Origin of the sequence: Delftia sp. HK171, from assembly GCF_001886655.1 — a bacterium.
Classification (GTDB): domain Bacteria; phylum Pseudomonadota; class Gammaproteobacteria; order Burkholderiales; family Burkholderiaceae_C; genus Comamonas; species Comamonas acidovorans.
The window spans coordinates 5,034,542-5,058,296 of sequence record NZ_CP018101.1 but is presented as its reverse complement, the minus strand read 5'-3'; the positions used below and the strand labels follow the sequence as shown (position 1 = coordinate 5,058,296).

The window sequence follows — 23,755 nt, the reverse complement described above, 5'->3', positions numbered from 1 at the left end:
ACGCACCTGAAACCTGTCCCCTTCCCCTTTTCAACCCCTACACACACGAAGCCTGGAGCCAACATGAAAGTTTTCTACGACAAGGACTGTGACCTGAGCCTGATCAAGGGCAAGACCGTTGCCATCATCGGCTACGGCAGCCAGGGCCACGCACACGCGCAAAACCTGAACGAAAGCGGCGTGAAGGTCGTGGTCGGCCTGCGCAAGGGCGGCGCTTCCTGGGACAAGGTCGCCAAGGCTGGCCTGACCGTCGCGGAAGTCGATGACGCCGTGAAGTCCGCCGACCTGGTCATGATCCTGCTGCCGGATGAGAACATCCCCGAGGTCTACAACAACAACGTGGCCCCCAACATCAAGCAAGGCGCCACGCTGGCCTTTGCTCACGGCTTCAACATCCACTACAACCAGGTCGTGCCCCGCGCCGATCTGGACGTGATCATGGTCGCCCCCAAGGGTCCTGGCCACACCGTGCGTTCCGAGTACCTGAAGGGCGGCGGCGTGCCCTCGCTGATCGCTGTGTACCAGGACAAGTCCGGCAAGGCCCGTGACCTGGCCCTGTCCTATGCCATGGCCAACGGCGGCGGCAAGGGCGGCATCATCGAGACCAACTTCAAGGAAGAAACCGAGACCGACCTGTTCGGCGAGCAAGCCGTTCTGTGCGGCGGCGCGGTGGAACTGGTGAAGATGGGCTTCGAGACCCTGACCGAAGCCGGCTACGCTCCCGAAATGGCCTACTTCGAGTGCCTGCATGAGCTCAAGCTCATCGTGGACCTGATGTACGAAGGCGGCATCGCCAACATGAACTACTCGATCTCGAACAACGCCGAATACGGCGAGTACGTGACGGGTACCGAAGTCATCAACGACAAGTCGCGCGAAGCCATGCGTGCTGCCCTCAAGCGCATCCAGACCGGCGAATACGCCAAGATGTTCATCCAGGAAGGTCGCACCAACTACCCGAGCATGACGGCCCGCCGCCGCATGAACGCCGACCACGCCATCGAGAAGGTCGGTGGCCAGCTGCGCGCCATGATGCCCTGGATCTCCAAGAACAAGCTGGTTGACCAGAGCCGCAACTGAGATTGCTGCATTCCATCTTGCCTGGGTCGCGCAAGCGGCCTACGCAAGGTACAGGACAAGGCCACCCCGACGGGTGGCCTTTTTCGTGCAGGGAAGGGGTGCGGCGCGCAGGTACACTGACCCTTTCGGGGCGGCGCGGTCCGCTCCCTTAGAATACTATCGTTTTAATAGCTGCCCGCGCCCGTAGGCGCTGTGCTGGAGGCTGGATTGATGCAAAACCACAATGAGTCCAACGAGATTGAGGGCGTGGTGGTGCGCAAGCGCCGCAAGGGTATCTACATCCTGCCCAACCTGTTCACGCTGGCTGCGCTGTTCGGTGGCTTCTATGCCATCGTGATGGCCATGAATGGCCGCTTCGAACTGGCTGCCGCAGGCGTGTTCTGCGCCATGGTGCTGGACAGTCTTGACGGCCGCGTGGCACGCATGACCAATACGCAAAGCGCCTTTGGCGAACAGATGGACTCGCTGTCGGACATGGTGTCCTTCGGCGCCGCTCCCGCCTTGATCGCCTATGAGTGGGCGCTCAAGGGCATTGGTCGCTGGGGCTGGATTGCCGCCTTTGTCTATTGCGCCTGCGCCGCCCTGCGGCTGGCGCGTTTCAACGTGAATACCGGCACGGTGGACAAGCGCTGGTTCCAGGGCCTGCCTTCGCCTGCCGCGGCGGCGCTGGTCACGGGCTTCATCTGGCTGCTGGACGAGGCGGGCCTGCTGCGCGGTCAGGATGCCTGGCTGAGCTGGACGCAGATCACCTGGATCATGTTCTTCCTGACGCTGTACGCGGGCCTGACCATGGTCACCAATGTGCCGTTCTACAGCTTCAAGGACGTGCACTTCAAGAAGAGCGTGCCGTTTGCCGCCATCGTGCTGATTGCGCTGGGCATTGCCATCATCAACATCCACCCGCCCATCGTGTTGTTCGGCGTGTTCCTGCTCTACGGTTTCTCGGGCTATGGCGTCTACGCCTGGCGCAAGGCCAAGGGCCAGCGCACCAGCGTCATCAGCACCTCGACCGACGAGCCCGAGGAGCGCGGCCTGCACAAGTGATGCGGCGCAGCATCTTCACAGCCTTTGTGAACCTGTGCTAAAGTCGTCCGAATGCAATACCTGTCGCTAGCTCTACTACTGATGTCCAACGGGCAGAGACAGTAGCGCGCGCGTACATACCTACTTTCACGGCCCGTTTGCACCAGCGACGGGCCGTTTTGCATTTGTGGGGTCGCTGGAGCAGGTGGGTCTTGTTTTTACCTAGACGATAGAAAGCACTTCAGCCATGTTGCAAAACCCTTCGACCAAGTACCGTCCGTTCGCTTTCGCTCCCGTGCGTCTGCAAAATCGCAGCTGGCCCGACGCGACGATTACCAAGGCTCCGATCTGGTGCAGCGTGGATCTGCGCGATGGCAACCAGGCGTTGATCGAGCCCATGGACATCGATCGCAAGATGCGCATGTTCGAGCAACTGGTGAAGATCGGCTTCAAGGAGATCGAGGTCGGTTTTCCCTCCGCTTCGCAGGTGGAGTTCGACTTCATGCGCAAGCTCATCGAGGAAAACCGCATTCCCGATGACGTGACCATCCAGGTGCTGACCCAGGCGCGCGAGCACCTCATCCGCCGTACCTTCGAAGCGCTCGAAGGCGTGCCCCGTGCCATCGTCCATCTCTACAACGCCACCGCGCCCGTGATGCGCCGCGTGGTGTTGAACATGAGTGAAGACGAGATCGTCGAGCTGGCCACCACCAATGCCCGCATGTTCAACGAGATCGCTGCCGGCTACCCCCAGACGCAGTGGACCTTCCAGTACTCGCCCGAGATGTATTCGGACACCGAGCTGGAGTTTTCCAAGCGCGTCATCGATGCCGTCACCGATGTATGGCAGCCCACGCCCGAGCACAAGTGCATCATCAACCTGCCCACCACGGTGGAGCATTCCACGCCCAATCTGTTTGCCGACATGGTGGAGTGGACGCACCGCCACATCCAGCGCCGTGATTCCATCGTGCTGTCCGTCCATCCCCACAACGATCGCGGCACCGGCACGGCGACGGCCGAGCTCGCGCTGATGGCCGGTGCCGACCGCCTCGAAGGCTGCCTGTTCGGCAACGGCGAGCGCACGGGCAACCTCGACGTGGTCAACGTGGCGCTGAACATGTACATCCAGGGCGTGTCGCCCGGGCTGGATTTCTCCGATATCGACGGCATCCGCAGCACGGTCGAGCATTGCAACCAGTTGCCCGTGCACCCGCGCCATCCCTACGTGGGCGACCTGGTCTACACCTCGTTCTCTGGCTCGCACCAGGATGCGATCAAGAAGGCCTTCGCCGACCGCAAGGAAGGCGACGTCTGGGACATGCCCTATCTGCCCATCGATCCCAAGGACCTGGGTCGCAGCTATGAGGCCGTCATTCGCGTCAACAGCCAGTCGGGCAAGGGCGGCATCGCCTATCTGCTTGAAAGCGAATATGGCCTCCAGTTGCCACGCCGCCTGCAGATCGAGTTCAGCCAGGTCGTGCAGCGCGAGATGGATGCCAGCGGCAAGGAATTGGCTGCCGCCGACCTGTGGAATCTGTTCCAGCGCGAGTATGGCCTGCAATCCGTGCAGGCGCCGCACTACCGGCTGAGCGAGAACGATGGTGTGGTCAGCCTGTCGGCCGACCTGGCCGTCGAGGGCGGCAAGCGCACGATTGAGGCCGAGGGCACGGGCCCGATCGATGCCTTCGTGCAGGCGCTGAGCGAGCACAGCGGCCGCGCGGTGCGCGTGCTGGACTATGCCGAGCACGCCATTGGCGAAGGCGCCAACGCCAAGGCCATCGCCTATGTGGAACTGCGCGTGGACGAGTCCCACGTGTGCTACGGCGTCGGGGTCGATGCGAATATCGTCTCTGCCTCGTTCCGGGCCATCATGTCGGGCTTGCAGCGTGTTCCCTCCGCCGAGAATGCGGTGGCGCAGGAGGCGGTCGCCGCCTGAATTTCGTTCCCGAGCCGGTGCAGCCACAAGCGCACCGGCTTTTTTCATCGCCTGCCCGTGGGCAGGGGCTTCGCATCCACAAGAAAGACGAGACTCCCCATGACCGACCAATTGATCATTTTCGACACCACCTTGCGTGACGGCGAGCAGTCGCCCGGTGCCTCCATGACCCGCGACGAGAAGCTGCGCATCGCGCGCCAGCTCGAACGGCTGAAGGTCGATGTGATCGAGGCCGGTTTTGCGGCGAGCTCCAACGGTGACTTCGAGTCGGTGCAGGCCATTGCGCGCGCCATCAAGGACTCCACCATCTGCTCGCTGGCGCGGGCCAATGACCGTGACATCGCCCGTGCGGCCGAAGCTCTGAAGGACGCCAACCGCGCGCGCATCCACACCTTCATTGCGACCAGCGCGCTGCACATGGAGAAAAAGCTGCGCATGACGCCCGAGCAGGTGCTGGAGCAGGCGCGCCAATCCGTGCGCTTTGCGCGCAACCTGATTGCCGACATCGAGTTCAGCCCGGAGGACGGCTACCGCAGCGACCCGGATTTCCTGTGCCGCGTCATCGAGACCGTGATCGCCGAGGGCGCAACCACGATCAACGTGCCCGACACTGTGGGCTATGCCATTCCCGAGCTCTACGGCGCCTTCATCAAGAACCTGCGCGAGCGCGTGCCCAACAGCGACAAGGCGGTCTGGAGCGTGCACTGCCACAATGATCTGGGCATGGCCGTGGCCAACTCGCTGGCCGGCGTCAAGCTCGGAGGCGCCCGCCAGATCGAATGCACCATCAATGGCCTGGGTGAGCGCGCCGGCAACTGCTCGCTGGAAGAGGTGGTGATGGCCATCAAGACGCGCAAGGACTACTTTGGCCTGGACGTCAACATCGACGCCCTGCACATCGTGGCCGCCAGCCGCATGGTCAGCCAGACCACCGGCTTCGTGGTGCAGCCCAACAAGGCCGTGGTGGGGGCCAACGCCTTTGCCCACGCCTCCGGCATTCACCAGGATGGCGTGCTCAAGGCGCGCGACACCTACGAGATCATGCGTGCCGAGGACGTGGGCTGGAGCGCCAACAAGATCGTGCTGGGCAAGCTCAGCGGCCGCAACGCCTTCAAGCAGCGCCTGCACGAGCTGGGCGTGGAGCTGGACAGCGAAGCTGCGATCAATACCGCCTTCGCCGCCTTCAAGGAGCTGGCCGACCGCAAGAGCGAGATCTTCGACGAGGACATCCTGGCCCTGGTGACCGAGCAGGACGCGCATCAGCAGGCCGACCCCTTCCAGTTCATCTCGCTGGCCCAGCAAAGCGAGACAGGTGAGCGCCCACACGCGTCGGTGGTGTTCAGCCGCGACGGCCGAGAGATCAAGGCCCAGTCCGACGGCAATGGCCCGGTCGATGCCTCGTTCAAGGCCATCGAGTCCGAGGTGAAGAGCGGTGCCGAGATGCTGCTGTACTCGGTCAACGCCATCAGCGGCTCCACCGAAAGCCAGGGCGAAGTGACCGTTCGCCTGCAGCGCAGCGGGCGCGTGGTCAACGGCGTGGGCGCCGACCCTGACATCGTCGTGGCTTCTGCCAAGGCCTATCTGAGCGCGTTGAACAAATTACACAGCAATGCAGAGGTCGTGGCTGCGCAGGGGTAAGCACTCGCCTTATAATTTCACTTAAATTATCGAAAAGTCGCACAAGTTATTGTCACAGTGCGACTTTTTCGATTAATGTAAGGTCTAGTCACAAATTCTTGCTGCTTGGAGCATTTCTCATGCCCACCCTACGCCGTGCCCGCCTCGGTCGATTTGCTCAGGTCATGTCCTTTCTGGCCCTGAGTTGTGCTCTTGCTGCTCCGGGCGCATATGCCGCGCCCGCCAAGAAAGTTGCCAAGAAACAGGTGGCCGTGGCCCCTGTCAAGAAGAAGGCGGTGAAGGAGCGCGCCACGGCCGCTCCCCAGGGCAAGCGCGTTGCCAAGAGCGCGCGCCAGCCCAGCCGCGTCGCTGCACGCAGCGTGGCCAGCCCCATTCGCGCCGTTGCCTACGAGCCACGCCTGTCCTTCGGCCAGATGGCCGGTCTGCATGCGGTGGCCGATCCTCTGGATCTCAAGAGCAGCGTGGCCCTGGTTCTGGACCAGGACACCCATGAGGTGCTGCTGAGCAAGAACGACCACGCCGTCTTGCCCATCGCCTCGTTGACCAAGCTGATGACCGGCCTGCTGATTTCCCAGGCCCATTTGCCGATGGATGAAACCATCACCATCACGCAGGACGACGTGGATACCGAAAAGGGCAGCAGCTCGCGCCTGGCCGTCGGCACCACGCTCACGCGCGGTGAAATGCTGCACCTGGCCCTGATGTCCAGTGAAAACCGCGCTGCCCACGCCCTGGGCCGCACTTTCCCTGGTGGCCTTGATGCCTTTGTCCAGCAGATGAACGCCAAGGCCCGTCTGCTGGGCATGACCGATACCCGCTACGTGGAGCCCACCGGGCTGTCCAGCCGCAACCAGTCCAGCGCCCGTGATCTGGCCGTGCTCGTCAATGTGGCGCACAGCGATCCGCTGGTGCGCGAGTACACCACCTCGCCCGGCTATGAGGTGGCTGTGGGCCGCCGCACGCTGCAGTACAACAACACCAACCGTCTGGTGATGAGCCCCACCTGGGACATCGGTCTGCAAAAGACCGGCTACATCTCCGAGGCAGGTCGCTGCCTGGTCATGCAGGCGCAGGTGGCTGGCCGCAAGATCATCATGGTCTTCCTGGATTCGGCCGGAAAGTTCAGCCGCCTCGGCGATGCCGAGCGCGTGCGCCACTGGGTGGAGTCCATGGGGCAGGTGGCTGGCGATCCCATGATCCACAAGGTCAAGGGCTGAGTTTTCTTTCCCCTCACGACAAAGGCGCCGATGGCGCCTTTGTCGTTTCTGGTGCGCAGAGGTGTGTGTTGCCAATGGCCCCTGGCCAATGCCAATGGGGCCGATGGCTGTTCAGTGGCTGCTGCGCGCGTAGGGGTTGGGTGGCGGTGCCGCCGGGCGGGTTGAGTTGAAGCCCAAGGCGCCCGAGATCTCCTGTGCGGTGGACTGGAGCTTGGACATCCAGCTTTCGTCCAGCCGGTCGGCGGGAGCGGAGATGGACAGGCCGGCCACCAGCTTGCCCTGGTCGTCGTAGATGCCGGCGGCCATGCAGCGCACGCCCAACTCCAGCTCTTCGTTGTCGCGGGCCACGCCATGGTGGCGTACCTTGTCCAGCTCGTTTTCCATGTCGGCCAGCCGCGTGATGCTGAAGTGCGTCTTGCCGGGCAGGCCGGTGCGCGTGGCGTAGGCGCGGACCTGTTGCGCATCGTCGGCCGCCAGGAACAGCTTGCCGTTGGACGTCAGGTGCAGCGGCGCATGGCCGCCGATGGCGCGAACCACCTGCATGCCGGAGCGCTCGCTGTAGGCGCGTTCCACATAGACGATTTCATCGCCCTGGCGCACGCTGAGGCTGACCGGCTGCTGGATCTGCTTGTGCAGCTGGCGCATGGGGATCAGGGCCGCTTCGCGCACGCTCAGGCGGGCCTTGACCAGATTGCCCAGTTCCAGGAAGCGCATGCCCAGGCGGTAGCTGCCCGATTCGGGGCGATCGACAAAGCGGCCAATGGCCAGATCGTTGAGGATGCGGTGCGTGGTGGAGGGGTGCAGGCCGGTGCGCTCGCTGATCTCCTTGAGCGATACCGCTTCCTCGCGCGAGGCCAACACGTCGATCAACGTGAACATGCGTTCCAGGACCTGGACGCTGGGCTTGGGGGAGGCCGCGTTATCGTTTTTTTTCATGAGGCGGAGTGGAGTTTCGGCATTCGGTCATTCTAGCGGCGGCCATGGCATGGCGGCATATGTGCCGCCAGCAAACAGCGGCTATGCGCATAAGAAATGTCGCTGAAAAGGCGTGGAGTGACGCTGTATCAGCGCGGCAACTGATCCACGCGCTGCCAGCGCTCGTCAACGCGCACTTCATGGGGCAGGAAGCGCGCCTTGTAATTCATCTTCTGGCTGTCGGCGATCCAGTAGCCCAGGTAGACATAGGGCAGGCTCATGGACCGGGCCTGGTCGATCTGCCACAGCACATTGAAGGTGCCGTAGCTGGCGGGGTCGTTGGGTTCGTAGAAGGTGTAGACGGCAGACAGTCCGTCTTCCAGCACATCGAGGATGGAGACCATCTTCAGCGTGCCGATGCCGCCATCGGCTGCGGGCGTGCGGAACTCCACAAGGCGCGAGTTGACGCGGCTTTGCAGCAGGAACTGGGTGTACTGGTCCACGCTGTCATGGTCCATGCCTCCGCCGCTGTGGCGGCTTTGCTGGTAGCGCAGGTACAGCTGGTAGTGCTCGTTCGAGTAGTGCAGGCGCTGGATCGATGCCGTGAGGTCGGCATGGCGCGCGGCGGCGCGGCGCTGGCTGCGGTCGGGGCGGAAGTCGTGGACCAGGATGCGCATCGGCACGCAGGCGCGGCATCCGTCGCAATACGGCCGGTAGGTGAACATTCCGCTGCGGCGAAAACCCAGTGAAACCAGCTCCGAATAGGCGCTGTTCTGGATCAGGTGGCTGGGCGTGGCCACTTGCGAACGCGCCAGCCTGCCATCGAGATAGCTGCAGGGGTAGGCGGCGGTGGCATAGAACTGCAGGGCCTGCAGCGGAAGATCGTTCGGGTGCGTCATGGTGTGCTGGCGGCAGCCGGTGATGTGTCGCCAGCCTCACCGGACGGTGGCAGCAACGCGTCCCAGTATACGTTTTCGAACCGCCAGCGCATGGGCGGCAGCTGGCTTTGCTCGGCCACGGTTTGCAGGAACCGGGCGCGCGGCATTTCGCGCGCCCCCAGCGAGGCCAGATGCTGCGTGGCCTGCTGGCAATCGATCTGCGCGGCGCCTTGGTGTCTGCACAGCGCAACCAGGGCCGCCAGCGCGATCTTGGATGCGTCGGTGGCATGCGCGAACATGGATTCGCCAAACACGGCGCGGCCCAGTGCCACGCAATACAGGCCGCCTACCAGGCGTCCGTCCACCCAGGTCTCCACGCTGTGGGCTGCACCCTGGTGGTGCAGGTCGGCATAGGCGTCAAGAATTTCCTGCACGATCCAGGTGCCATCCTGGTCGTGGCGCACCGTCTGGGCGCAGTGCTGCATCACGGTCTCGAACGCGCTGTCGATGCGGATCTCGCAGCCTGGCGTGGCACGAAAGCGCTGCAATGTCTTGCGCAGGCTGCGGTGCAGCCGGAACTGCGATGTCTGCAGCACCATGCGGGGATCGGGCGACCACCACAGCGTGGGCTGGCCTTCGCTGAACCAGGGAAAAATCCCCTGGCTGTAGGCGATGCGCAGGTGCGCCGCATCCAGCGTGCCGCCTGCGGCCAGCAGGCCCGGGATGGGGTCGTTGGGGCCCCATGCCGTTTCCACAGGAGGGAAGGCCTGGTGGGGGATGAGCCATGGGAGGGGATGGGACATGATCGGGTGCGGACGGAGGAAATGGATTCGTATTCTCTGCAGCCGCAGTCTTGCACAAACCATGCGCAAGAGGGCTGCGTGGATGCGAGGGCATCGCCTGGCCGGGGTAAGTGAACCTCCTACGCGGCCTTGTCGCGCCAGGGGACAATGCCGCCTGGCAGGCTTGGGCTATGCTGGTTCCGTCTTCTTGCGGATGCTTGGCTTTCGCTGTGAAGGCATCGAAGGAGGATGAGCGATGTTTTTCAGCAAAATCTTTGGCGCAAGCCTTGCCGAGCCGCGCTATATCCGTCGCACCCGGGCTTACCTGCAGGAAGCCCGCATGGCGATGCTGGAGCACACCATTGCCGCGGAGTACTACAAGTCCTCTGCTGACATGTATGCGGAACGTGCCGCACGGCTGGAAGAAGAGCTGCGCGCATGGGAAGAGGGTGTCGAGCAATCCCGTGCTGCCCATGGTTCGCGCCGCGCACATGCCAGGCACAGCAAGCCCGTCACCGTGGAGCCCACCGCAACTCCATCGCCACCGAACACGCCCACCGTGGGCATGGTGCGTGCAGCCTGACCCAACAAAAAAGCCCGCATGCGTTGGCATGCGGGCTTTTCATCTGGCTCCTCAACCTGGGCTCGAACCAGGGACCTACGGATTAACAGTCCGGCGCTCTACCAACTGAGCTATTGAGGAATATGTTGGCGTTGGGTCTTGTGCGATTGCAAGGCCACTGAAATTTGGCTCCTCAACCTGGGCTCGAACCAGGGACCTACGGATTAACAGTCCGGCGCTCTACCAACTGAGCTATTGAGGAATACACGTCTATCGACAGAGATCTTGTGCGGTTGCAAGATCTTGAAATTCTTTTGGCTCCTCAACCTGGGCTCGAACCAGGGACCTACGGATTAACAGTCCGGCGCTCTACCAACTGAGCTATTGAGGAACAAGACCTAGATTATATGACGTAAAAAACACGTCACAGAAAACTCGGAGGAATTTTTTCAGGAAGGCCGGCTGCAGGCCTTCATTCTCACGGCTCGGGCCTGAACCACAGCCATACCAGCACGCAGCCCATGGAGGTCAGCGCCACGGCCTGCACCCAGGCGGGCGGGCGAGTCCACAGCAGTATGACGGCGCACAGGCTCATCATGGCGCTGGCGCTCCATTTGGCGCGCCGGCTCACGCAGCCGCCCCGTGCCCAGTTGCGCAGCATGGGGCCGAACAGGCGATGGCGCCACAGCCAGGTGTGCATGCGCTGCGAGCTGCGCGCCGCGGCCCAGCCGGCCATGAGCACGAACACCGTGGTGGGCAATCCTGGAATGAAGATGCCGGCAATGCCCGTGGCCAGGCTCAGGCAGGCAAACAGCTGCAGCGCCCAGCGCAACGGGGCGGCCGGCATGCGGTGCAGGGGAGGGGGATCGTCACCATGGAAGGCTGGCGCCGTGCCTGCCTGCGCAGTGGCCTCGGGCTCCAGGGTCTGTGCCGTGGGTATTTGCTGCGCGCCTGCCTCACGGTCCTCTGGGGACGCGGTGGATGACTCTCTGGCGGTGCTGGGCATGCTGCGATTGTGCCAGCGCGCTGTGGCCATGGCGGCCAAGAGGCGGCCAAGAGGTGGCCAGGAGGCAGCCGGGAGCCGGGCGGCAGCTATGCTTGGCAACCCACATTTACATGCATAGCCTTGCACTGCCATGACTGTCCGCACCATTTTGAAGATGGGCGATCCGCGCCTGCTGCGCGTCGCCCAGCCCGTGACCGAATTCGACACCGACGAACTGCACCTGCTGCTCAGCGATTTGCTGGACACCATGCATGCAGCCAACGGCGCGGGGCTGGCCGCGCCGCAGATTGGCGTGGACCTGCAGATGGTGGTGTTCGGCTCCGGCCTGCCCAATCCGCGCTACCCCGATGCGCCCGTGGTGCCGCGCACCGTGCTCATCAACCCGGTCATCACGCCCATGGGCGAGGACGAGCAACTGGACTGGGAAGGCTGCCTGTCCGTACCCGGAATGCGCGGCATGGTGCCGCGCTGGAACCATATCCGCTACACGGGCTTCGATGTGTTTGGCGATGCCATCGACCGCACGGTGGATGGTTTTCATGCGCGCGTGGTCCAGCATGAGTGCGATCACCTTTGGGGAAAGCTCTATCCCATGCGCATGCGTGACTTCAGCCAGTTCGGTTTCACCGATGTGCTGTTCCCCGGCATCAGCGCGGCCGAGGACGACTGAGCGGGCGGGCGCTGCCCGTATTCAAGGATCTTCGGTCAGGTCTTTGTATACAAATCGGTAGACAATTTTTCCATGCTGGCGCCGTACATTGGCACTTCCCGCCAAGGCGGGGATTGTGTGCGTTCGCCCGCCAAGAGCTGCTAAGCAGCCACCGGGCTTCGCGATGCAGGATGCAGGAGAGCGCGGCCTATCGGGTCGGCGGCAAAAGGTGCGCGGGGGCGCGCCTGCCGCCATCCGGCTGCCGCGTACTTGTCCGGCGTTCTGTGAACAAGAGGACAAGGAGACAGCGATGGAAAAAAGTTCTGGCAATGCGCCGGCCCTGGGTACAGACATCCGCCCGGAGGACGAGCAACTCGGCCTCACGGCCAACACCCTCTATGGTTTGCAGCATGTGCTGACCATGTACGGAGGCATCGTGGCCGTGCCCCTGGTCATGGCCAATGCGGCCGGCATGTCGGCGGCCGACACGGGCCTGCTGATCACGGCCTGCCTTTTCATGGGCGGGCTGGCCACGCTGCTGCAGACGCTGGGCATTCCGTTCTTCGGCTCGCGCCTGCCGCTGGTGCAGGGTGTGTCCTTCTCGGGCGTGGCCACCATGGTCAGCATCCTGCACACGGGCGGCGGCATGCAGGGCGTGCTGGGCGCCGTGCTCTTTGCCTCGGTGTTCGGCCTGATCATTGCGCCCATTTTTTCCAAGCTCACCCGGTTTTTCCCGCCGCTGGTCAATGGCTGCGTGATCACCATCATCGGCCTGTCGCTGATGCCGGTGGCGGCCCACTGGGCCATGGGCGGCAATCCCCAGGCGGCCGACTACGGCAGCATGGGCAACATCGGGTTGGCGGGCCTGTCGCTGGTCATCGTGCTGGCGCTGAGCAAGCTGGGCAACGCCATGATCTCGCGCCTGTCCATCCTGCTGGCCATCGTCATCGGCACGGCGGTGGCGGCCATGATCGGCAAGTCCGACTTTTCCGAGGTGGGCAGCGGCGCCTGGTTTGCCGTGCCCATGCCGCTGCACTTCGGCTGGCCAACCTTCAGCCTGGCGGCGACCCTTTCCATGTCCATCGTGATCCTGGTGACCCTGGTGGAAACCTCGGCCGACATCCTGGCCGTGGGCGACATCGTGGGCACCCGCGTGGATTCGCGCCGCCTGGCCGACGGCCTGCGCGCCGACATGCTGTCCAGCGTGGTGGCGCCGTTCTTCGGCTCGTTCACGCAGAGCGCCTTTGCCCAGAACGTGGGCCTGGTCGCGGTCACGGGCATCAAGAGCCGTTATGTCGTGGCCTTCAGCGGGCTGATCCTGATCGCCTTCGGCCTGCTGCCCATCATGGGGCGCATCGTGGCCTGCGTGCCTCCCTCGGTGCTGGGCGGCGCGGGCCTGGTGCTCTTTGGCACGGTGGCGGCCAGCGGCATCCGCACGCTGGCCAAGGTGGACTATCACAACAACATGAACCTGATCATCGTGGCGGCGTCCATCGGCATGGGCGTGCTGCCCATGGTCAAGCCGGACTTCTATCACCACTTCCCGGACTGGTTCGCCACCATGTTCCATTCGGGCATCAGCTCCACGGCGGTGACCGTGCTGCTGTTGAACCTGGTCTTCAACCACTTCAAGCAGGGCAATCCCGAGGAGCCTTCGGTATTCGGCGCAGGTTCTGAGCGCGTGCTCAGCGAGGCCGTGCTGTCTGCCCTGGCCGATGGCGACCGGGTGGTCGACGGCAAGCTCTATGACCGCGAGGGCAAGGAAGTGGCCACGGTGTCGGCGCCTGCGGCCGCCATGCACTGACGGCTGCACCCGAGCCCGCGCCTGGACGCAAAAGGCCCGCCCTGGTTGACAGGGCGGGCCTTTTTTTGCCGCAAGCTCAGACCGCCAAGGCCTGCAGCAGCTCGGTTTCTATGAGCAACTGGCGCTGGTTGTTCTGCAGTTCGGCGCCCTCGATCAGAAAGCTGTCTTCCACGCGCTCGCCCAGCGTGCTGACCTTGGCCAATTGCACGCTCAGGTGGTGCTGCGCCAGGATGCGCGCCACGGTGTAGAGCAGGCCGGCGCGGTCCGTGGCCGAGATGGACAGCAGCCAGTGCTGGGCTTTCTCGTCGGGCTGCAGCGTGACGCGCGGCGCAAAGGGGAAGCTTTTGACGCGACGCGACAGGCGCCGGGGGGATGGCTCGCGCAGCGGCCCGCCTTGCATCAGCGCGGCGACCAGGTCGTTCTCGACCATGTGCATCAGCTCGCGGTACTGCTCCTGCATGGCGGGCGCGACCACCTGGAAGGTGTCCAGCGCATAGCTGTTGTGGGCCGTGTGCACGCGCGCATCCAGAATGGAGAAGGCCGCCCGGTCGAAGTAGCCGCAGATGCGCGCGAACAGATCGGGCTGGTCAGGCGCGTAGACCAGCACCTGCAGCCCCTCGCCGGCCAGGGAGCGGCGCGCGCGCACCACGGGGCGGGTAGTGCCCACGTGGCGGGACAGGTGGCGCGTGTGCCAGGCGATGTCGGCCGCCTCGTGGCGCATGAAATAGTCCACGCCCAGCGTGTCCCAGAGCTTCTTGTGCGATTCGAAGGGCTGGGCTGTCAGTGCCAGCTGCACCAGGGCCTCGCGGCGGCGGGCCTCGATTTCGGCGGCAGCATCGGGCGCGCGTCCGCCCATGACGCGCAAGGTCAGGCGATAGGTGTCCTCCAGCAGCTTGCCCTTCCAGGCACTCCAGACCTTGGGGCTGGTGCCGCGGATGTCGGCCACGGTCAGCAGGTACAGGGCCGTGAGGTTGCGCTCGTTGCCCACGCGCTCGGCAAAGGCCTGGATCACCTCGGGGTCCGACAGGTCCTGCTTTTGCGCAACCTGGCTCATGGTCAGGTGCTCGCGCACGAGGAATTCGATCAGCTCGGCGTCGGCGCGCGCAATGCCGTGGGCGCGGCAAAAACGCTTGGCCTCCACGGCGCCGATGATGGAGTGGTCGCCGCCCCGGCCCTTGCCGATGTCGTGGAACAGCGCGGCCACGTACAGCAGCCAGGGCTTGTCCCAGCCGCTGGCCAGCTGGGAGCAGAACGGGTACTCATGCGCATGCTCGGCCATGAAAAAGCGCCGCACATTGCGCAGCACCATGAGGATGTGCTGGTCCACCGTGTAGACGTGGAACAGGTCATGCTGCATCTGGCCCACGATGCGCCGGAAGGGCCACAGGTAGCGCCCCAGCACCGAGGTCTGGTTCATCAGCCGCATGGCGTGCGTGATGCCGCTGGGCTGCTGCAGGATCTTCATGAAGGTGGCGCGGTTGACCGGGTCGCGCCGGAAGGCCGCGTCCATCAGGTCACGCGCGCCGTACAGCGCGCGCAGCGTGCGCGCCGACAGGTCGGTGAGGCCCACATGGGTCTCGTACATCAGAAAGGTTTCGAGGATGGCGTGCGGCTCGCGCTCGTAGAGATCGTCGCTGGCCACCTCGATGGTGCCGGCCTTCTCGTAGAAGCGCGAGTTCAGCCGGATGCGCGGCGTGGGGCGCGGGTTCAGCCGCTCCTCGATGTTCAGCCGCAGGATCTGGCACAGCTGGGTCACGGCCTTGGCCGCCCAGTAGTAGTGGCGCATCAGCGTCTCGCTGGCGCGCATGGCCAGCTTGCGCCCCTCGGCCGAGGTGGAGCGGTAGCCAAAGGCCTCGGCCACGGCGGTCTGCTGGTCGAAGACCAGGCGGTCCTCATGCCGGCCCGCCACCGCATGCAGGCGAGCCCGTATCAGGCTCAGCAGGGCTTCGTTGTCCTCGAGCTGCCGGCGCTCGAAATCGGTGATCAGCCTCTTGCCGGCCAGGGCCTGCCAGCTGCTGCCCAGGCCTGCGGCACGGGCCAGCCAGATCATGGTGTGCAGATCGCGCAGGCCGCCGGGCGATTCCTTGCAGTTGGGCTCCAGCGAGTAGGGCGTGCTCTCGTACTTGTTGTGGCGCTGGCGCATTTCCAGCAGCTTGCCGGACAGAAAGGCGTGCGCATTCATCTGGGCCTGGTAGCGCGTCTGGAACTCGGCGAACAGCGGCTCGCTGCCGCAGATGCGGCGTGATTCGAGCAGGGCGGTCTGCACCGTCAGGTCGCGCTCGGATTCCTCCAGGCATTCGGCCAGCGTGCGCACGCTGGAGCCGATCTCCAGGCCCGCGTCCCAGCAACTGCCGATGAATTTCTCGATGCGCGAGGCCAGCTCGGCATCTGCTGTGCCGGCGGCTGGCAGCAGCACCAGCACGTCGATGTCGGAATAGGGAAACAGCTGGGCGCGCCCGAAGCCGCCCACGGCGGCCAGGCAGGCCTCGGGCGGCATGCCGGCACGATGCCACAGCGCGCGCAGCAGCGTGTCGGCCAGATCGCTCAGGTGCTGCAGCACCAGGCGCACGCCGCGCCGGCCCATGGTGGGCGCCAGCAGCGAGCCTATCCAGCGCCCGCGATCCCGGGCGTACTGCACGCGCAACTGCTCCAGCGAGTCCGGGGCAGAGGGCGCAGCGTGGGAAGGAGTGTGGTCAGTGGTCTGTTTCATGCGCGGCGAGGGCAGGGAAGGCGCCGGGAGCGGGTGCCCCGGACGCCATGCCATTTTGCCTGCGCATCACGCAAGAAACATGCCGAGCCTCAGCAGCTCGTGGTGGTAACGAAGGGGGGCAGCGCGGGCGAGCCGGCCGACAGGGTCATGACTTCGTAGCCCGTCTTGGTCACCACCAGGGTGTGTTCCCACTGGGCCGAGAGGCTGTGGTCCTTGGTCACGATGGTCCAGCCGTCCTTGCCCAGTTCCTTGATCTCGCGCTTGCCCAGGTTGAGCATGGGCTCGACGGTGAAGACCATGCCTTCTTCCAGCACGGTGCCCGTTCCGGGGCGGCCGTAGTGCAGGATCTGGGGCTCTTCGTGGAACTTCTGGCCGATGCCGTGGCCGCAGAACTCGCGCACCACCGACAGGCCGTGGCCTTCGGCAAAGGTCTGGATGGCGTTGCCGATGTCGCCCAGCGTGGCGCCGGGCCTGACCTGCTGGATGCCCAGCCACATGGCGTCGAAGGTCAGTGCCGACAGGCGCTTGGCCGCGATGGAGCACTCTCCGATCATGAACATGCGGCTGTTGTCGCCGTACCAGCCGTCCTTGGTGATGACCGTGACGTCCACATTGACGATGTCGCCCTTCTTGAGCGGCTTGTCATTGGGAATGCCGTGGCAGACCACATGGTTGACCGAGGTGCACAGGTGTCCGGGGTAGGGAGGGTAGCCGGGCGGCTGGTAGCCGATGGTGGCGGAGACCGTGCCCTGCTGCGCCATGCATTCGGCGCCCAGGCGGTCGATCTCGGCCGTGGTGATGCCGGGCTTGATGTGGGGGGTGATGTAGTCCAGCACTTCCGAAGCCAGGCGGCAGGCCACGCGCATGGCTGCGATGTCTTCAGCGCTCTTGATGGTGATGCTCATGCCCGCAATTATCCCATTGCGCCTTCGGGCGTGCAGGGGTAAGGGGCGGCTGTCGCCATCGGGACGGCTCAGCCCGGTAAAATAGCGGCCTCACCGATTCAGCGCCTTGCAGCCAGCCCCCGGAGGGCGGGGCCGCAGGGCGCTTTTCACAAGCCTCCTCACCCAACAGGCCGCCACGTGACCTTGCATCTGACACAGTTGGAGGGTGGAAACGCTCTCAGCTCGTTCCGCGCCCAGCAGCTCCTGACCGAACTGGTCTCCATCCATCCCAAAATCACCGGCATTGCCGCGCGCTTCGTGCACCTGGTGGCCACGGACGCCGCACCCACGCCCGCATTGCAAGAGCGCCTCCAGGCGCTCTTGACCTATGGAGACCCCTATGAAGGCCCGGCCGACGGTGCCGCCCTGGTGGTCACGCCGCGCCTGGGAACGATCTCCCCCTGGGCCTCCAAGGCCACGGACATTGCCCGCAACTGCGGCCTGGGCGTGTTCCGCGTGGAGCGCATCACCGAATACCGCATCGCCTTCAAGACCGGCCTGCTGAGCAATGTGCTGGGCAGCGCGCCTGAACTTTCGGCCGAGCAGACTGCACGGATCGCCGCCTTGCTGCACGACCGCATGACCGAGTCGGTCTTCGCCACGCGCGCCGAGGCCGAGCAACTGTTCTCCGCCCTGGACGCCGCTCCCATGGAGTTCGTCGATGTGCTGGGCGGCGGCCGCGCCGCGCTGGAGACCGCCAACCGCCAATGGGGCCTGGCCCTGGCCGACGACGAGATCGACTACCTGGTCGATGCCTTCAAGGGCCTCAAGCGCAATCCCACGGACGTGGAGCTGATGATGTTCGCGCAGGCCAACAGCGAGCACTGCCGCCACAAGATCTTTAACGCCCAGTTCACCATCGACGGTGAGGCCCAGGACAAGAGCCTGTTCGGCATGATCCGCAACACGCACCAGGTCTCGCCCCAGCACACGGTGGTGGCCTACTCGGACAACGCCTCCATCATGGAAGGCCATGAGGTCGAGCGCTTCGTCGCCACCTTCGAGGCGGCCCTGGACAAGATCAAGGCGCCCAGCTACCAGAAGAAGCAGGCCGTCAACCATGTGCTGATGAAGGTGGAGACGCACAACCACCCCACGGCCATCTCCCCCTTCCCCGGCGCATCGACCGGCGCGGGCGGCGAGATCCGCGACGAGGGCGCCACGGGCCGCGGCTCCAAGCCCAAGGCCGGCCTGTCGGGCTTCACGGTCTCCAAGCTGTGGGGCAGCGAAGTGGGCAAGCCCGAGCACATCGCCAGCCCGCTGCAGATCATGATCGAGGGCCCGCTCGGTGGCGCGGCCTTCAACAACGAATTCGGCCGTCCCAACCTGACCGGCTATTTCCGCGAGTACGAGCAGCAGGTCGGCGTGGGTGCCGATGCCGTGATGCGCGGCTACCACAAGCCCATCATGATCGCGGGCGGCCTGGGCGTGATCGACTCCGAGCTGACTCAGAAGATCGAGTTCCCCGCCGGCACCCTGCTGATCCAGCTGGGCGGCCCCGGCATGCGCATCGGCATGGGCGGCGGCGCTGCCAGTTCCATGGCCAGCGGCACGAACGCGGCCGAGCTGGACTTCGACTCCGTGCAGCGCGGCAATCCCGAGATCGAGCGCCGCGCCCAGGAAGTCATCAACCACTGCTGGGCCCAGGGCGACAAGAACCCCATCCTGGCTATCCACGACGTGGGTGCCGGCGGCCTGTCCAATGCCTTCCCCGAGCTGACCAACGATGCGGGCCGTGGCGCGCGCTTTGACCTGCGCGCCGTCAACCTGGAGGAATCCGGCCTGGCGCCCAAGGAAATCTGGTCCAACGAAAGCCAGGAACGCTATGTGATGGCCATCGCTCCCGAATCGCTGGCCGAATTCACGGCCTTCTGCGAGCGCGAGCGCTGCCCGTTCGCCGTGATCGGCACGGCCACGGAAGAACGCCAGCTGGTGCTGGAGGACACGGCGGTGGCCTCGGGCGACCAGAAGTTCCCCGTGGACATGCCCATGAACGTGCTGCTGGGCAAGCCGCCCAAGATGCACCGCGACGTGGCCACCGTGCAGCGCGAGCTGCCGCCCATGGACCTGACCGGCGTGCCCCTGGAAAAGGCCGTGATCGACGTGCTGGCCCACCCCACCGTGGCCTCCAAGCGCTTCCTGATCACCATTGGCGACCGCGCGGTGGGCGGTCTCACGCACCGAGACCAGATGGTCGGCCCCTGGCAGGTGCCCGTGGCCGACGTGGCCGTGACCCTGGCGGACTACCGAGGCTTCAAGGGCGAGGCCATGGCCATGGGCGAGCGCACGCCGCTGGCCTCCATCAACGCCCCGGCGTCGGGACGCATGGCCGTGGCCGAGGCCATCACCAACATGCTGGCCGCGCCCATCGAGCTGTCCAAGGTCAAGATGTCGGCCAACTGGATGGCGGCCTGCGGCGAGCCCGGCGAAGACGCGGCGCTCTACGCCACCGTCAAGGCCGTGGGCATGGAGCTGTGCCCGCAGCTGGACATCTCTATCCCCGTGGGCAAGGACAGCCTGTCCATGCGCACCCAGTGGAACGAGGGCGGCCAGGTCAAGAAGGTGACCTCGCCCGTCAGCCTGATCATCACGGGCTTCGCCTCCATCGACGATGTGCGCGGCACGCTCACGCCCCAGCTGGACGCCTCGGAAGACGACAGCACCCTGGTCCTGGTGGACCTGGGCCGCGGCAAGATGCGCATGGGCGGCTCCATCCTGGGCCAGGTGCTGGGCCAGTCCGGCAATGAAACGCCTGACCTCGATGACGCCAAGGACCTGATCGCCCTGGTCGATGCCGTCAACGACCTGCGCGCCAAGGGCCAGATCCTGGCCTACCACGACAAGGGCGACGGCGGCCTGCTGGCCACCGTGGCCGAGATGGCCTTCGCCGGCCATGTGGGCGTGGCCATCAACGTGGACATGCTGGTCACCGAAGGCGACGGCATCAGCGACAGCCGCATGGACTCGGGCGAAGGCAAGAACTGGGCCTCCCAGATCAGCGGCCGCCGCGACGACATGACGCTGCGCGCACTGTTCAACGAAGAGCTGGGCGCCGTGCTGCAGATCCGCACGGCCGACCGCGCCGCCGTGCTGCAGACCCTGCGCGAGCATGGCCTGTCCACCTGCAGCCACATCATCGGCAAGACGCGCCCCGTCTCGTCCAAGGTCGATGCGGGCAAGGGCGAACTGCAGGTCTGGCGCGATGCCAAGTCCGTCTTCGGCGCCTCGCTCAGCGACCTGCACCAAGTCTGGGATGCCGTCAGCTGGAAGATTGCCCAGCAGCGCGACAACCCGGCCTGCGCCGACAGCGAGCACGCCGCAGCCGGCGAGCCTGCGGACCCGGGCATGCACCTGCACCTGACGTTCGACCCGGCCGAGAACCCCGCCGCACCCTTCCTGAACCTGGGCGCGCGCCCCCGCGTGGCCGTGCTGCGCGAGCAGGGCGTGAACTCCCATGTGGAAATGGCCTACGCCTTCACCGAAGCCGGCTTCGACGCGGTGGACGTGCACATGACCGACCTGCAAAGCGGCCGCGCGCAGCTGCAGGACTTCGCCGGAGTGGTGGCCTGCGGCGGCTTCAGCTACGGCGACACGCTGGGCGCCGGCATCGGCTGGGCGCGCTCCATCACCTTCAACGACAGCCTGTCCGCGCAGTTCCAGCAGTTCTTCGGCCGCAGCGACACTTTCGGCCTGGGCGTGTGCAACGGCTGCCAGATGTTTGCCGAGCTGGCCGACATCATTCCCGGTGCGCAGGACTGGCCGCGTTTCACGCAGAACCAGAGCAACCGCTTCGAGGCGCGCCTGTCCATGGTGGAAGTGCTGGAGTCGCCCAGCCTGTTCCTGCAGGGCATGGCCGGCAGCCGCCTGCCCATCGCCGTGGCCCACGGCGAAGGCTTTGCCAACTTCCGCTTCCGCGGCAATGCGGACAAGGCCATCGCCTCCATGCGCTATGTGGACAACCACGGCAAGGCCACCGAGCAGTACCCGTTCAATCCCAATGGATCGGCCGGCGGCCTGACGGCAGTGACCACGGCCGATGGCCGCTTCACGGCCATGATGCCCCACCCCGAGCGCGTGTTCCGCAACGTGCAGATGAGCTGGACCAACGGCGACAAGTCGGAATTCAGCCCCTGGATGCGCGTGTGGCGCAACGCCCGCAAGTGGCTGGGTTGATGCACTGAGCGACGCTGCAAAGCAGACAAAGGCCCTTCGGGGCCTTTGTCTTTTGCGTCTGTCCTTACTGCTCCAGCATCTGCCCTGTGCGCGCGCGGGCCTGCTGGACCAGGGTGGAGATCAGCACCGTCTCGGGCAGGTTGTGCCAGTAGCGGCGCGGCATCTCGCGCAGCATGGCCTGCTCCTTCAGGCGCGCCGGGTTGAAGGTGCTGGCGTAATAGGTCAGCCACAGGGCCTCGCCCGCGTCGGCTGGCGGGGCATCGCTGCGGCGCGCGCCGGGCGCCAGGCGCAGCGCATGGCCGTCCCAGTGCGCGCTGCATTGCGGCGTGAGGATGGCCCAGTGCATGTTGGCAAAGCGCTTGCAGAAGAAGGGCGCTGCCGCGCGCACGATGTGGTGCTCGGGCTCGAACCAGGCAATGTGCAGATCGGGCTGGTCCGGCCGCTGCGTCGTCCGAAAGCGCACAAAGGCGTGCATCTTGTGGATCTCGCGCGAGACGGGGCGGGCCAGGGCCTCGATGGCGCGCCAGTCCGCATCCAGCGCATCCAGCCGCAGTTCGGGCCGGGCCTGCATGCGCGCCAGCCAGCGGTGGCATAGCTCGAAGCGGCCTGCCGCGCGGTGCATGCAGGCATGGCGCAGCGCGGACATCTGGGTGTCCGACAGGGACAGCCCTGCCTCGCCTGGGCCGGCCAGCCCGGCGAGTGCCGAGGCGGGCATGGCCTGCTGCGGCGCGCTGGAAAACAGGTCCACGCCCGCGCCAAGTTGCTGCGCACCCCGCGTGTCGGGCCACCGCCAGCGCACCAGGGCGGGGTTGGCGCCATGGGCCAGCAGCGCCCGGCAGGCTGCGCGAAAGCCGGGCCAGTCGTCGGGGCTGTCGAGTTCGATGGTGAGAGCCTGTGCTTGCATGGCGTGCTCCAGGCGCTAGAACAGGCTGGCCTGCAGCGCGCTTTGCACGCGCATGCCGCTGTGCCGTGCCTGGGCCTGGCTGGCCTGCGACTGAGCGATCAGCCGGGTGCGCAGCGCGGCCGAGTCGGTCTCGCCCAGCAGGGGCCGGTGGCCGTCGATCAGCACGAAGGGCAGGGCCTTTTGCACGGGGGCGCGCAGCCGCAGCAGATCGTCCAGCCGCAGCCTGCGCACGCGGCGCGCCGCCAGCAGGCGGTCCACCGTCTGCGTGCCCAGGCCCGGCACGCGCAGCAGCAGGCTGCGCGGCGCACGGTTGAGGTCCACGGGGAACTGCTGTCGGTTGGCCAGTGCCCAGGCCAGCTTGGGGTCGATCTCCAGGTCCAGCATGCCGTGGCGGCTGGCCGCCGCGATCTCGCCCGCCCGGTAGCCGTAAAAGCGCATCAGCCAGTCGGCCTGGTAGAGCCGGTGCTCGCGCATGAGGGGTGGCGCCTGCGGCGGCAGATCGCGCGAGGCATCGGGAATGGGGCTGAAGGCCGAGTAGTACACGCGGCGCAGGCCGTACCCCGCATACAGCGTGTGGCTGGATTCGAGGATGTCGGCATCGGTTGCGCGGTCGGCGCCCACGATCATCTGCGTGCTCTGCCCACCCGGCGCAAAGCGCGGCACGGCGGCGCGCTGCGCGGGCGCGCCGGGCAGGGACTGCGCCTGGCGCTGCTCGCGCGTGGCCGCGCGCCAGGCCTGCACATGCCGGTCCACGCCCTGCATGGCCTGGCGTATGCGCTGCCCATCCTTTTCAGGCGCGAACTGCGCCAGGCCGCTGGCCGTGGGCAGTTCCACATTGATGCTCAGGCGGTCGGCATGGCGGCCTGCCTGGGCCAGCAATTCGGGGGCGGCATCCGGGATGGTCTTCAGATGGATGTAGCCGCGAAAGTCATGCTCCTCGCGCAGGCGGCGCGCCACTTCCACCAGTTGCTCCATGGTGTAGTCGCTGGAACGGATGATGCCGCTGGACAGGAACAGCCCCTCGATGCAGTTGCGCCGGTAGAAGTCCAGCGTCAGCTGCACCACCTCGGCCACCGTGAAGCGGGCGCGCTGCACGTTGGAGCTCTTGCGGTTGATGCAGTAGCGGCAGTCGAAGATGCAGACATTGGTCAGCAGGATCTTGAGAAGCGAGATGCAGCGCCCGTCGGGCGCATAGCTGTGGCAGATGCCCATGCCGGTGACCGAGCCCATGCCCTTGCCGTCCAGCGAGTCGCGCCCCTGCGATCCGCTGGAGGCACAGCTGGCGTCGTACTTGGCGGCGTCGGCGAGGATGAAAAGTTTGCGTTGCAGCTCCATGACTGTATAAATATACAGTATATTTGCCTGGCACGTCCGGTTTTCTGAGAGCCCATCCCCCAGCCAGGGTCTGGTCCGGCCTTGCCTGGCTGCGGGTCGAACGCACTGTCGCGCTATCGCAATGGCCAGCGGATTGCAATGGTTGCCAGTGCAATGGAATGAAACCGTTTTCAGTGCGGAATGAGTGCTTGCTTTC

17 protein-coding genes and 3 tRNA genes are annotated in these 23,755 nt (G+C 65.4%); 9 read left to right on the top strand and 11 right to left on the bottom strand.

Going from position 1 to position 23,755, the window contains the following annotated elements:
- Positions 1 to 63: 63 nt before the first annotated feature.
- The 5 genes from ilvC to BO996_RS22610 all read left to right on the top strand — a co-directional run bounded on the left by ilvC (position 64) and on the right by BO996_RS22610 (position 6,897).
- Positions 64 to 1,080, top strand: coding sequence for a ketol-acid reductoisomerase (ilvC, locus tag BO996_RS22630; protein ID WP_012206664.1), 1,017 nt, complete (start codon positions 64 to 66; stop codon positions 1,078 to 1,080).
- A 210-nt stretch (positions 1,081 to 1,290) separates the two neighbouring features.
- A complete protein-coding gene (gene pssA, locus BO996_RS22625) occupies positions 1,291 to 2,124 on the top strand; it encodes a CDP-diacylglycerol--serine O-phosphatidyltransferase (RefSeq protein WP_012206663.1) in 834 nt (277 codons plus the stop codon).
- 226 nt (positions 2,125 to 2,350) lie between these two features.
- Positions 2,351 to 4,042: a 2-isopropylmalate synthase gene (gene leuA / locus BO996_RS22620; protein ID WP_071956474.1), complete on the top strand. Its 1,692-nt coding sequence runs from the start codon at positions 2,351 to 2,353 to the stop codon at positions 4,040 to 4,042.
- Positions 4,043 to 4,141: 99 nt separating this feature from the next.
- Positions 4,142 to 5,680, top strand: coding sequence for a 2-isopropylmalate synthase (locus tag BO996_RS22615; protein ID WP_071956473.1), 1,539 nt, complete (start codon positions 4,142 to 4,144; stop codon positions 5,678 to 5,680).
- Positions 5,681 to 5,799: 119 nt separating this feature from the next.
- Positions 5,800 to 6,897, top strand: a complete 1,098-nt coding sequence (locus BO996_RS22610) for a serine hydrolase (RefSeq protein ID WP_013801508.1) — start codon at positions 5,800 to 5,802, stop codon at positions 6,895 to 6,897.
- A gap of 111 nt (positions 6,898 to 7,008) precedes the next feature.
- Here BO996_RS22610 and BO996_RS22605 read toward each other — a convergent pair whose 3' ends face one another.
- The 3 genes from BO996_RS22605 to aat form a co-directional block, all read right to left on the bottom strand.
- Complete coding sequence (locus tag BO996_RS22605; protein ID WP_071956472.1) at positions 7,009 to 7,833, bottom strand: IclR family transcriptional regulator; 825 nt, start codon at positions 7,831 to 7,833, stop codon at positions 7,009 to 7,011.
- 128 nt (positions 7,834 to 7,961) lie between these two features.
- Positions 7,962 to 8,711, bottom strand: coding sequence for an arginyltransferase (locus BO996_RS22600; protein ID WP_012206658.1), 750 nt, complete (start codon positions 8,709 to 8,711; stop codon positions 7,962 to 7,964).
- Positions 8,708 to 9,493, bottom strand: a complete 786-nt coding sequence (gene aat / locus BO996_RS22595; RefSeq protein WP_071956471.1) for a leucyl/phenylalanyl-tRNA--protein transferase — start codon at positions 9,491 to 9,493, stop codon at positions 8,708 to 8,710. Before aat ends, BO996_RS22600 begins: the two co-directional genes overlap by 4 nt.
- Before the next feature lie 235 nt (positions 9,494 to 9,728).
- Here aat and BO996_RS22590 point away from each other — a divergent pair, with 235 nt between their 5' ends.
- Positions 9,729 to 10,055, top strand: coding sequence for a hypothetical protein (locus BO996_RS22590; protein WP_071956470.1), 327 nt, complete (start codon positions 9,729 to 9,731; stop codon positions 10,053 to 10,055).
- A 44-nt stretch (positions 10,056 to 10,099) separates the two neighbouring features.
- On the opposite strand, the gene BO996_RS22585 is transcribed toward BO996_RS22590, so the two are convergent.
- From BO996_RS22585 to BO996_RS22570, 4 genes are all read right to left on the bottom strand, one after another.
- Positions 10,100 to 10,175: transfer RNA gene (locus BO996_RS22585), tRNA-Asn, on the bottom strand.
- Positions 10,176 to 10,220: 45 nt separating this feature from the next.
- Positions 10,221 to 10,296 (bottom strand) — tRNA-Asn (locus tag BO996_RS22580).
- 53 nt (positions 10,297 to 10,349) lie between these two features.
- Positions 10,350 to 10,425 (bottom strand) — tRNA-Asn (locus tag BO996_RS22575).
- An 87-nt stretch (positions 10,426 to 10,512) separates the two neighbouring features.
- The gene (locus BO996_RS22570) at positions 10,513 to 10,881 is read right to left on the bottom strand and encodes a YbaN family protein (protein WP_049801494.1); all 369 of its coding nucleotides are present in this window, start codon (positions 10,879 to 10,881) and stop codon (positions 10,513 to 10,515) included.
- A 289-nt stretch (positions 10,882 to 11,170) separates the two neighbouring features.
- Between BO996_RS22570 and def the strand changes: the two genes are divergently transcribed.
- Positions 11,171 to 11,710, top strand: coding sequence for a peptide deformylase (def, locus tag BO996_RS22565; protein WP_013801513.1), 540 nt, complete (start codon positions 11,171 to 11,173; stop codon positions 11,708 to 11,710).
- A gap of 289 nt (positions 11,711 to 11,999) precedes the next feature.
- Positions 12,000 to 13,493, top strand: coding sequence for a nucleobase:cation symporter-2 family protein (locus BO996_RS22560; protein ID WP_012206653.1), 1,494 nt, complete (start codon positions 12,000 to 12,002; stop codon positions 13,491 to 13,493).
- Positions 13,494 to 13,569: 76 nt separating this feature from the next.
- Here the strand turns inward: BO996_RS22560 and BO996_RS22555 are convergent, their stop codons facing one another.
- Both BO996_RS22555 and map read right to left on the bottom strand, forming a co-directional pair.
- Positions 13,570 to 16,203 carry a [protein-PII] uridylyltransferase gene (locus BO996_RS22555; RefSeq protein WP_198041254.1) on the bottom strand — a complete coding sequence of 878 codons (2,634 nt, stop codon included), beginning with the start codon at positions 16,201 to 16,203 and terminating at the stop codon, positions 13,570 to 13,572.
- An 89-nt stretch (positions 16,204 to 16,292) separates the two neighbouring features.
- The gene (gene map, locus BO996_RS22550; RefSeq protein ID WP_034396030.1) at positions 16,293 to 17,108 is read right to left on the bottom strand and encodes a type I methionyl aminopeptidase; all 816 of its coding nucleotides are present in this window, start codon (positions 17,106 to 17,108) and stop codon (positions 16,293 to 16,295) included.
- Between the two features lie 177 nt (positions 17,109 to 17,285).
- Between map and purL the strand changes: the two genes are divergently transcribed.
- On the top strand, positions 17,286 to 21,320 hold the full coding sequence (purL, locus tag BO996_RS22545; protein WP_013801515.1) for a phosphoribosylformylglycinamidine synthase: 4,035 nt from the start codon (positions 17,286 to 17,288) through the stop codon (positions 21,318 to 21,320).
- 64 nt (positions 21,321 to 21,384) lie between these two features.
- Here the strand turns inward: purL and BO996_RS22540 are convergent, their stop codons facing one another.
- Together BO996_RS22540 and BO996_RS22535 are read right to left on the bottom strand one after the other, a co-directional pair.
- Positions 21,385 to 22,224, bottom strand: a complete 840-nt coding sequence (locus BO996_RS22540; RefSeq protein WP_071956468.1) for a TIGR03915 family putative DNA repair protein — start codon at positions 22,222 to 22,224, stop codon at positions 21,385 to 21,387.
- 15 nt (positions 22,225 to 22,239) lie between these two features.
- Positions 22,240 to 23,559 carry a putative DNA modification/repair radical SAM protein gene (locus tag BO996_RS22535; RefSeq protein ID WP_071956467.1) on the bottom strand — a complete coding sequence of 440 codons (1,320 nt, stop codon included), beginning with the start codon at positions 23,557 to 23,559 and terminating at the stop codon, positions 22,240 to 22,242.
- Positions 23,560 to 23,755: the final 196 nt, after the last annotated feature.

What these genes read in the sequence shown, in the direction of transcription:
- ilvC (WP_012206664.1), top strand. Translation starts at nt 64, where the DNA reads ATGAAAGTTTTCTACGACAAGGACTGTGACCTGAGCCTGATCAAGGGC.
- pssA (WP_012206663.1), top strand. Translation starts at nt 1,291, where the DNA reads ATGCAAAACCACAATGAGTCCAACGAGATTGAGGGCGTGGTGGTGCGC.
- leuA (WP_071956474.1), top strand. Translation starts at nt 2,351, where the DNA reads ATGTTGCAAAACCCTTCGACCAAGTACCGTCCGTTCGCTTTCGCTCCC.
- BO996_RS22615 (WP_071956473.1), top strand. Translation starts at nt 4,142, where the DNA reads ATGACCGACCAATTGATCATTTTCGACACCACCTTGCGTGACGGCGAG.
- BO996_RS22610 (WP_013801508.1), top strand. Translation starts at nt 5,800, where the DNA reads ATGCCCACCCTACGCCGTGCCCGCCTCGGTCGATTTGCTCAGGTCATG.
- BO996_RS22605 (WP_071956472.1), bottom strand. Translation starts at nt 7,833, where the DNA reads ATGAAAAAAAACGATAACGCGGCCTCCCCCAAGCCCAGCGTCCAGGTC.
- BO996_RS22600 (WP_012206658.1), bottom strand. Translation starts at nt 8,711, where the DNA reads ATGACGCACCCGAACGATCTTCCGCTGCAGGCCCTGCAGTTCTATGCC.
- aat (WP_071956471.1), bottom strand. Translation starts at nt 9,493, where the DNA reads ATGTCCCATCCCCTCCCATGGCTCATCCCCCACCAGGCCTTCCCTCCT.
- BO996_RS22590 (WP_071956470.1), top strand. Translation starts at nt 9,729, where the DNA reads ATGTTTTTCAGCAAAATCTTTGGCGCAAGCCTTGCCGAGCCGCGCTAT.
- BO996_RS22570 (WP_049801494.1), bottom strand. Translation starts at nt 10,881, where the DNA reads ATGCCGGCCGCCCCGTTGCGCTGGGCGCTGCAGCTGTTTGCCTGCCTG.
- def (WP_013801513.1), top strand. Translation starts at nt 11,171, where the DNA reads ATGACTGTCCGCACCATTTTGAAGATGGGCGATCCGCGCCTGCTGCGC.
- BO996_RS22560 (WP_012206653.1), top strand. Translation starts at nt 12,000, where the DNA reads ATGGAAAAAAGTTCTGGCAATGCGCCGGCCCTGGGTACAGACATCCGC.
- BO996_RS22555 (WP_198041254.1), bottom strand. Translation starts at nt 16,203, where the DNA reads ATGAAACAGACCACTGACCACACTCCTTCCCACGCTGCGCCCTCTGCC.
- map (WP_034396030.1), bottom strand. Translation starts at nt 17,108, where the DNA reads ATGAGCATCACCATCAAGAGCGCTGAAGACATCGCAGCCATGCGCGTG.
- BO996_RS22540 (WP_071956468.1), bottom strand. Translation starts at nt 22,224, where the DNA reads ATGCAAGCACAGGCTCTCACCATCGAACTCGACAGCCCCGACGACTGG.
- BO996_RS22535 (WP_071956467.1), bottom strand. Translation starts at nt 23,559, where the DNA reads ATGGAGCTGCAACGCAAACTTTTCATCCTCGCCGACGCCGCCAAGTAC.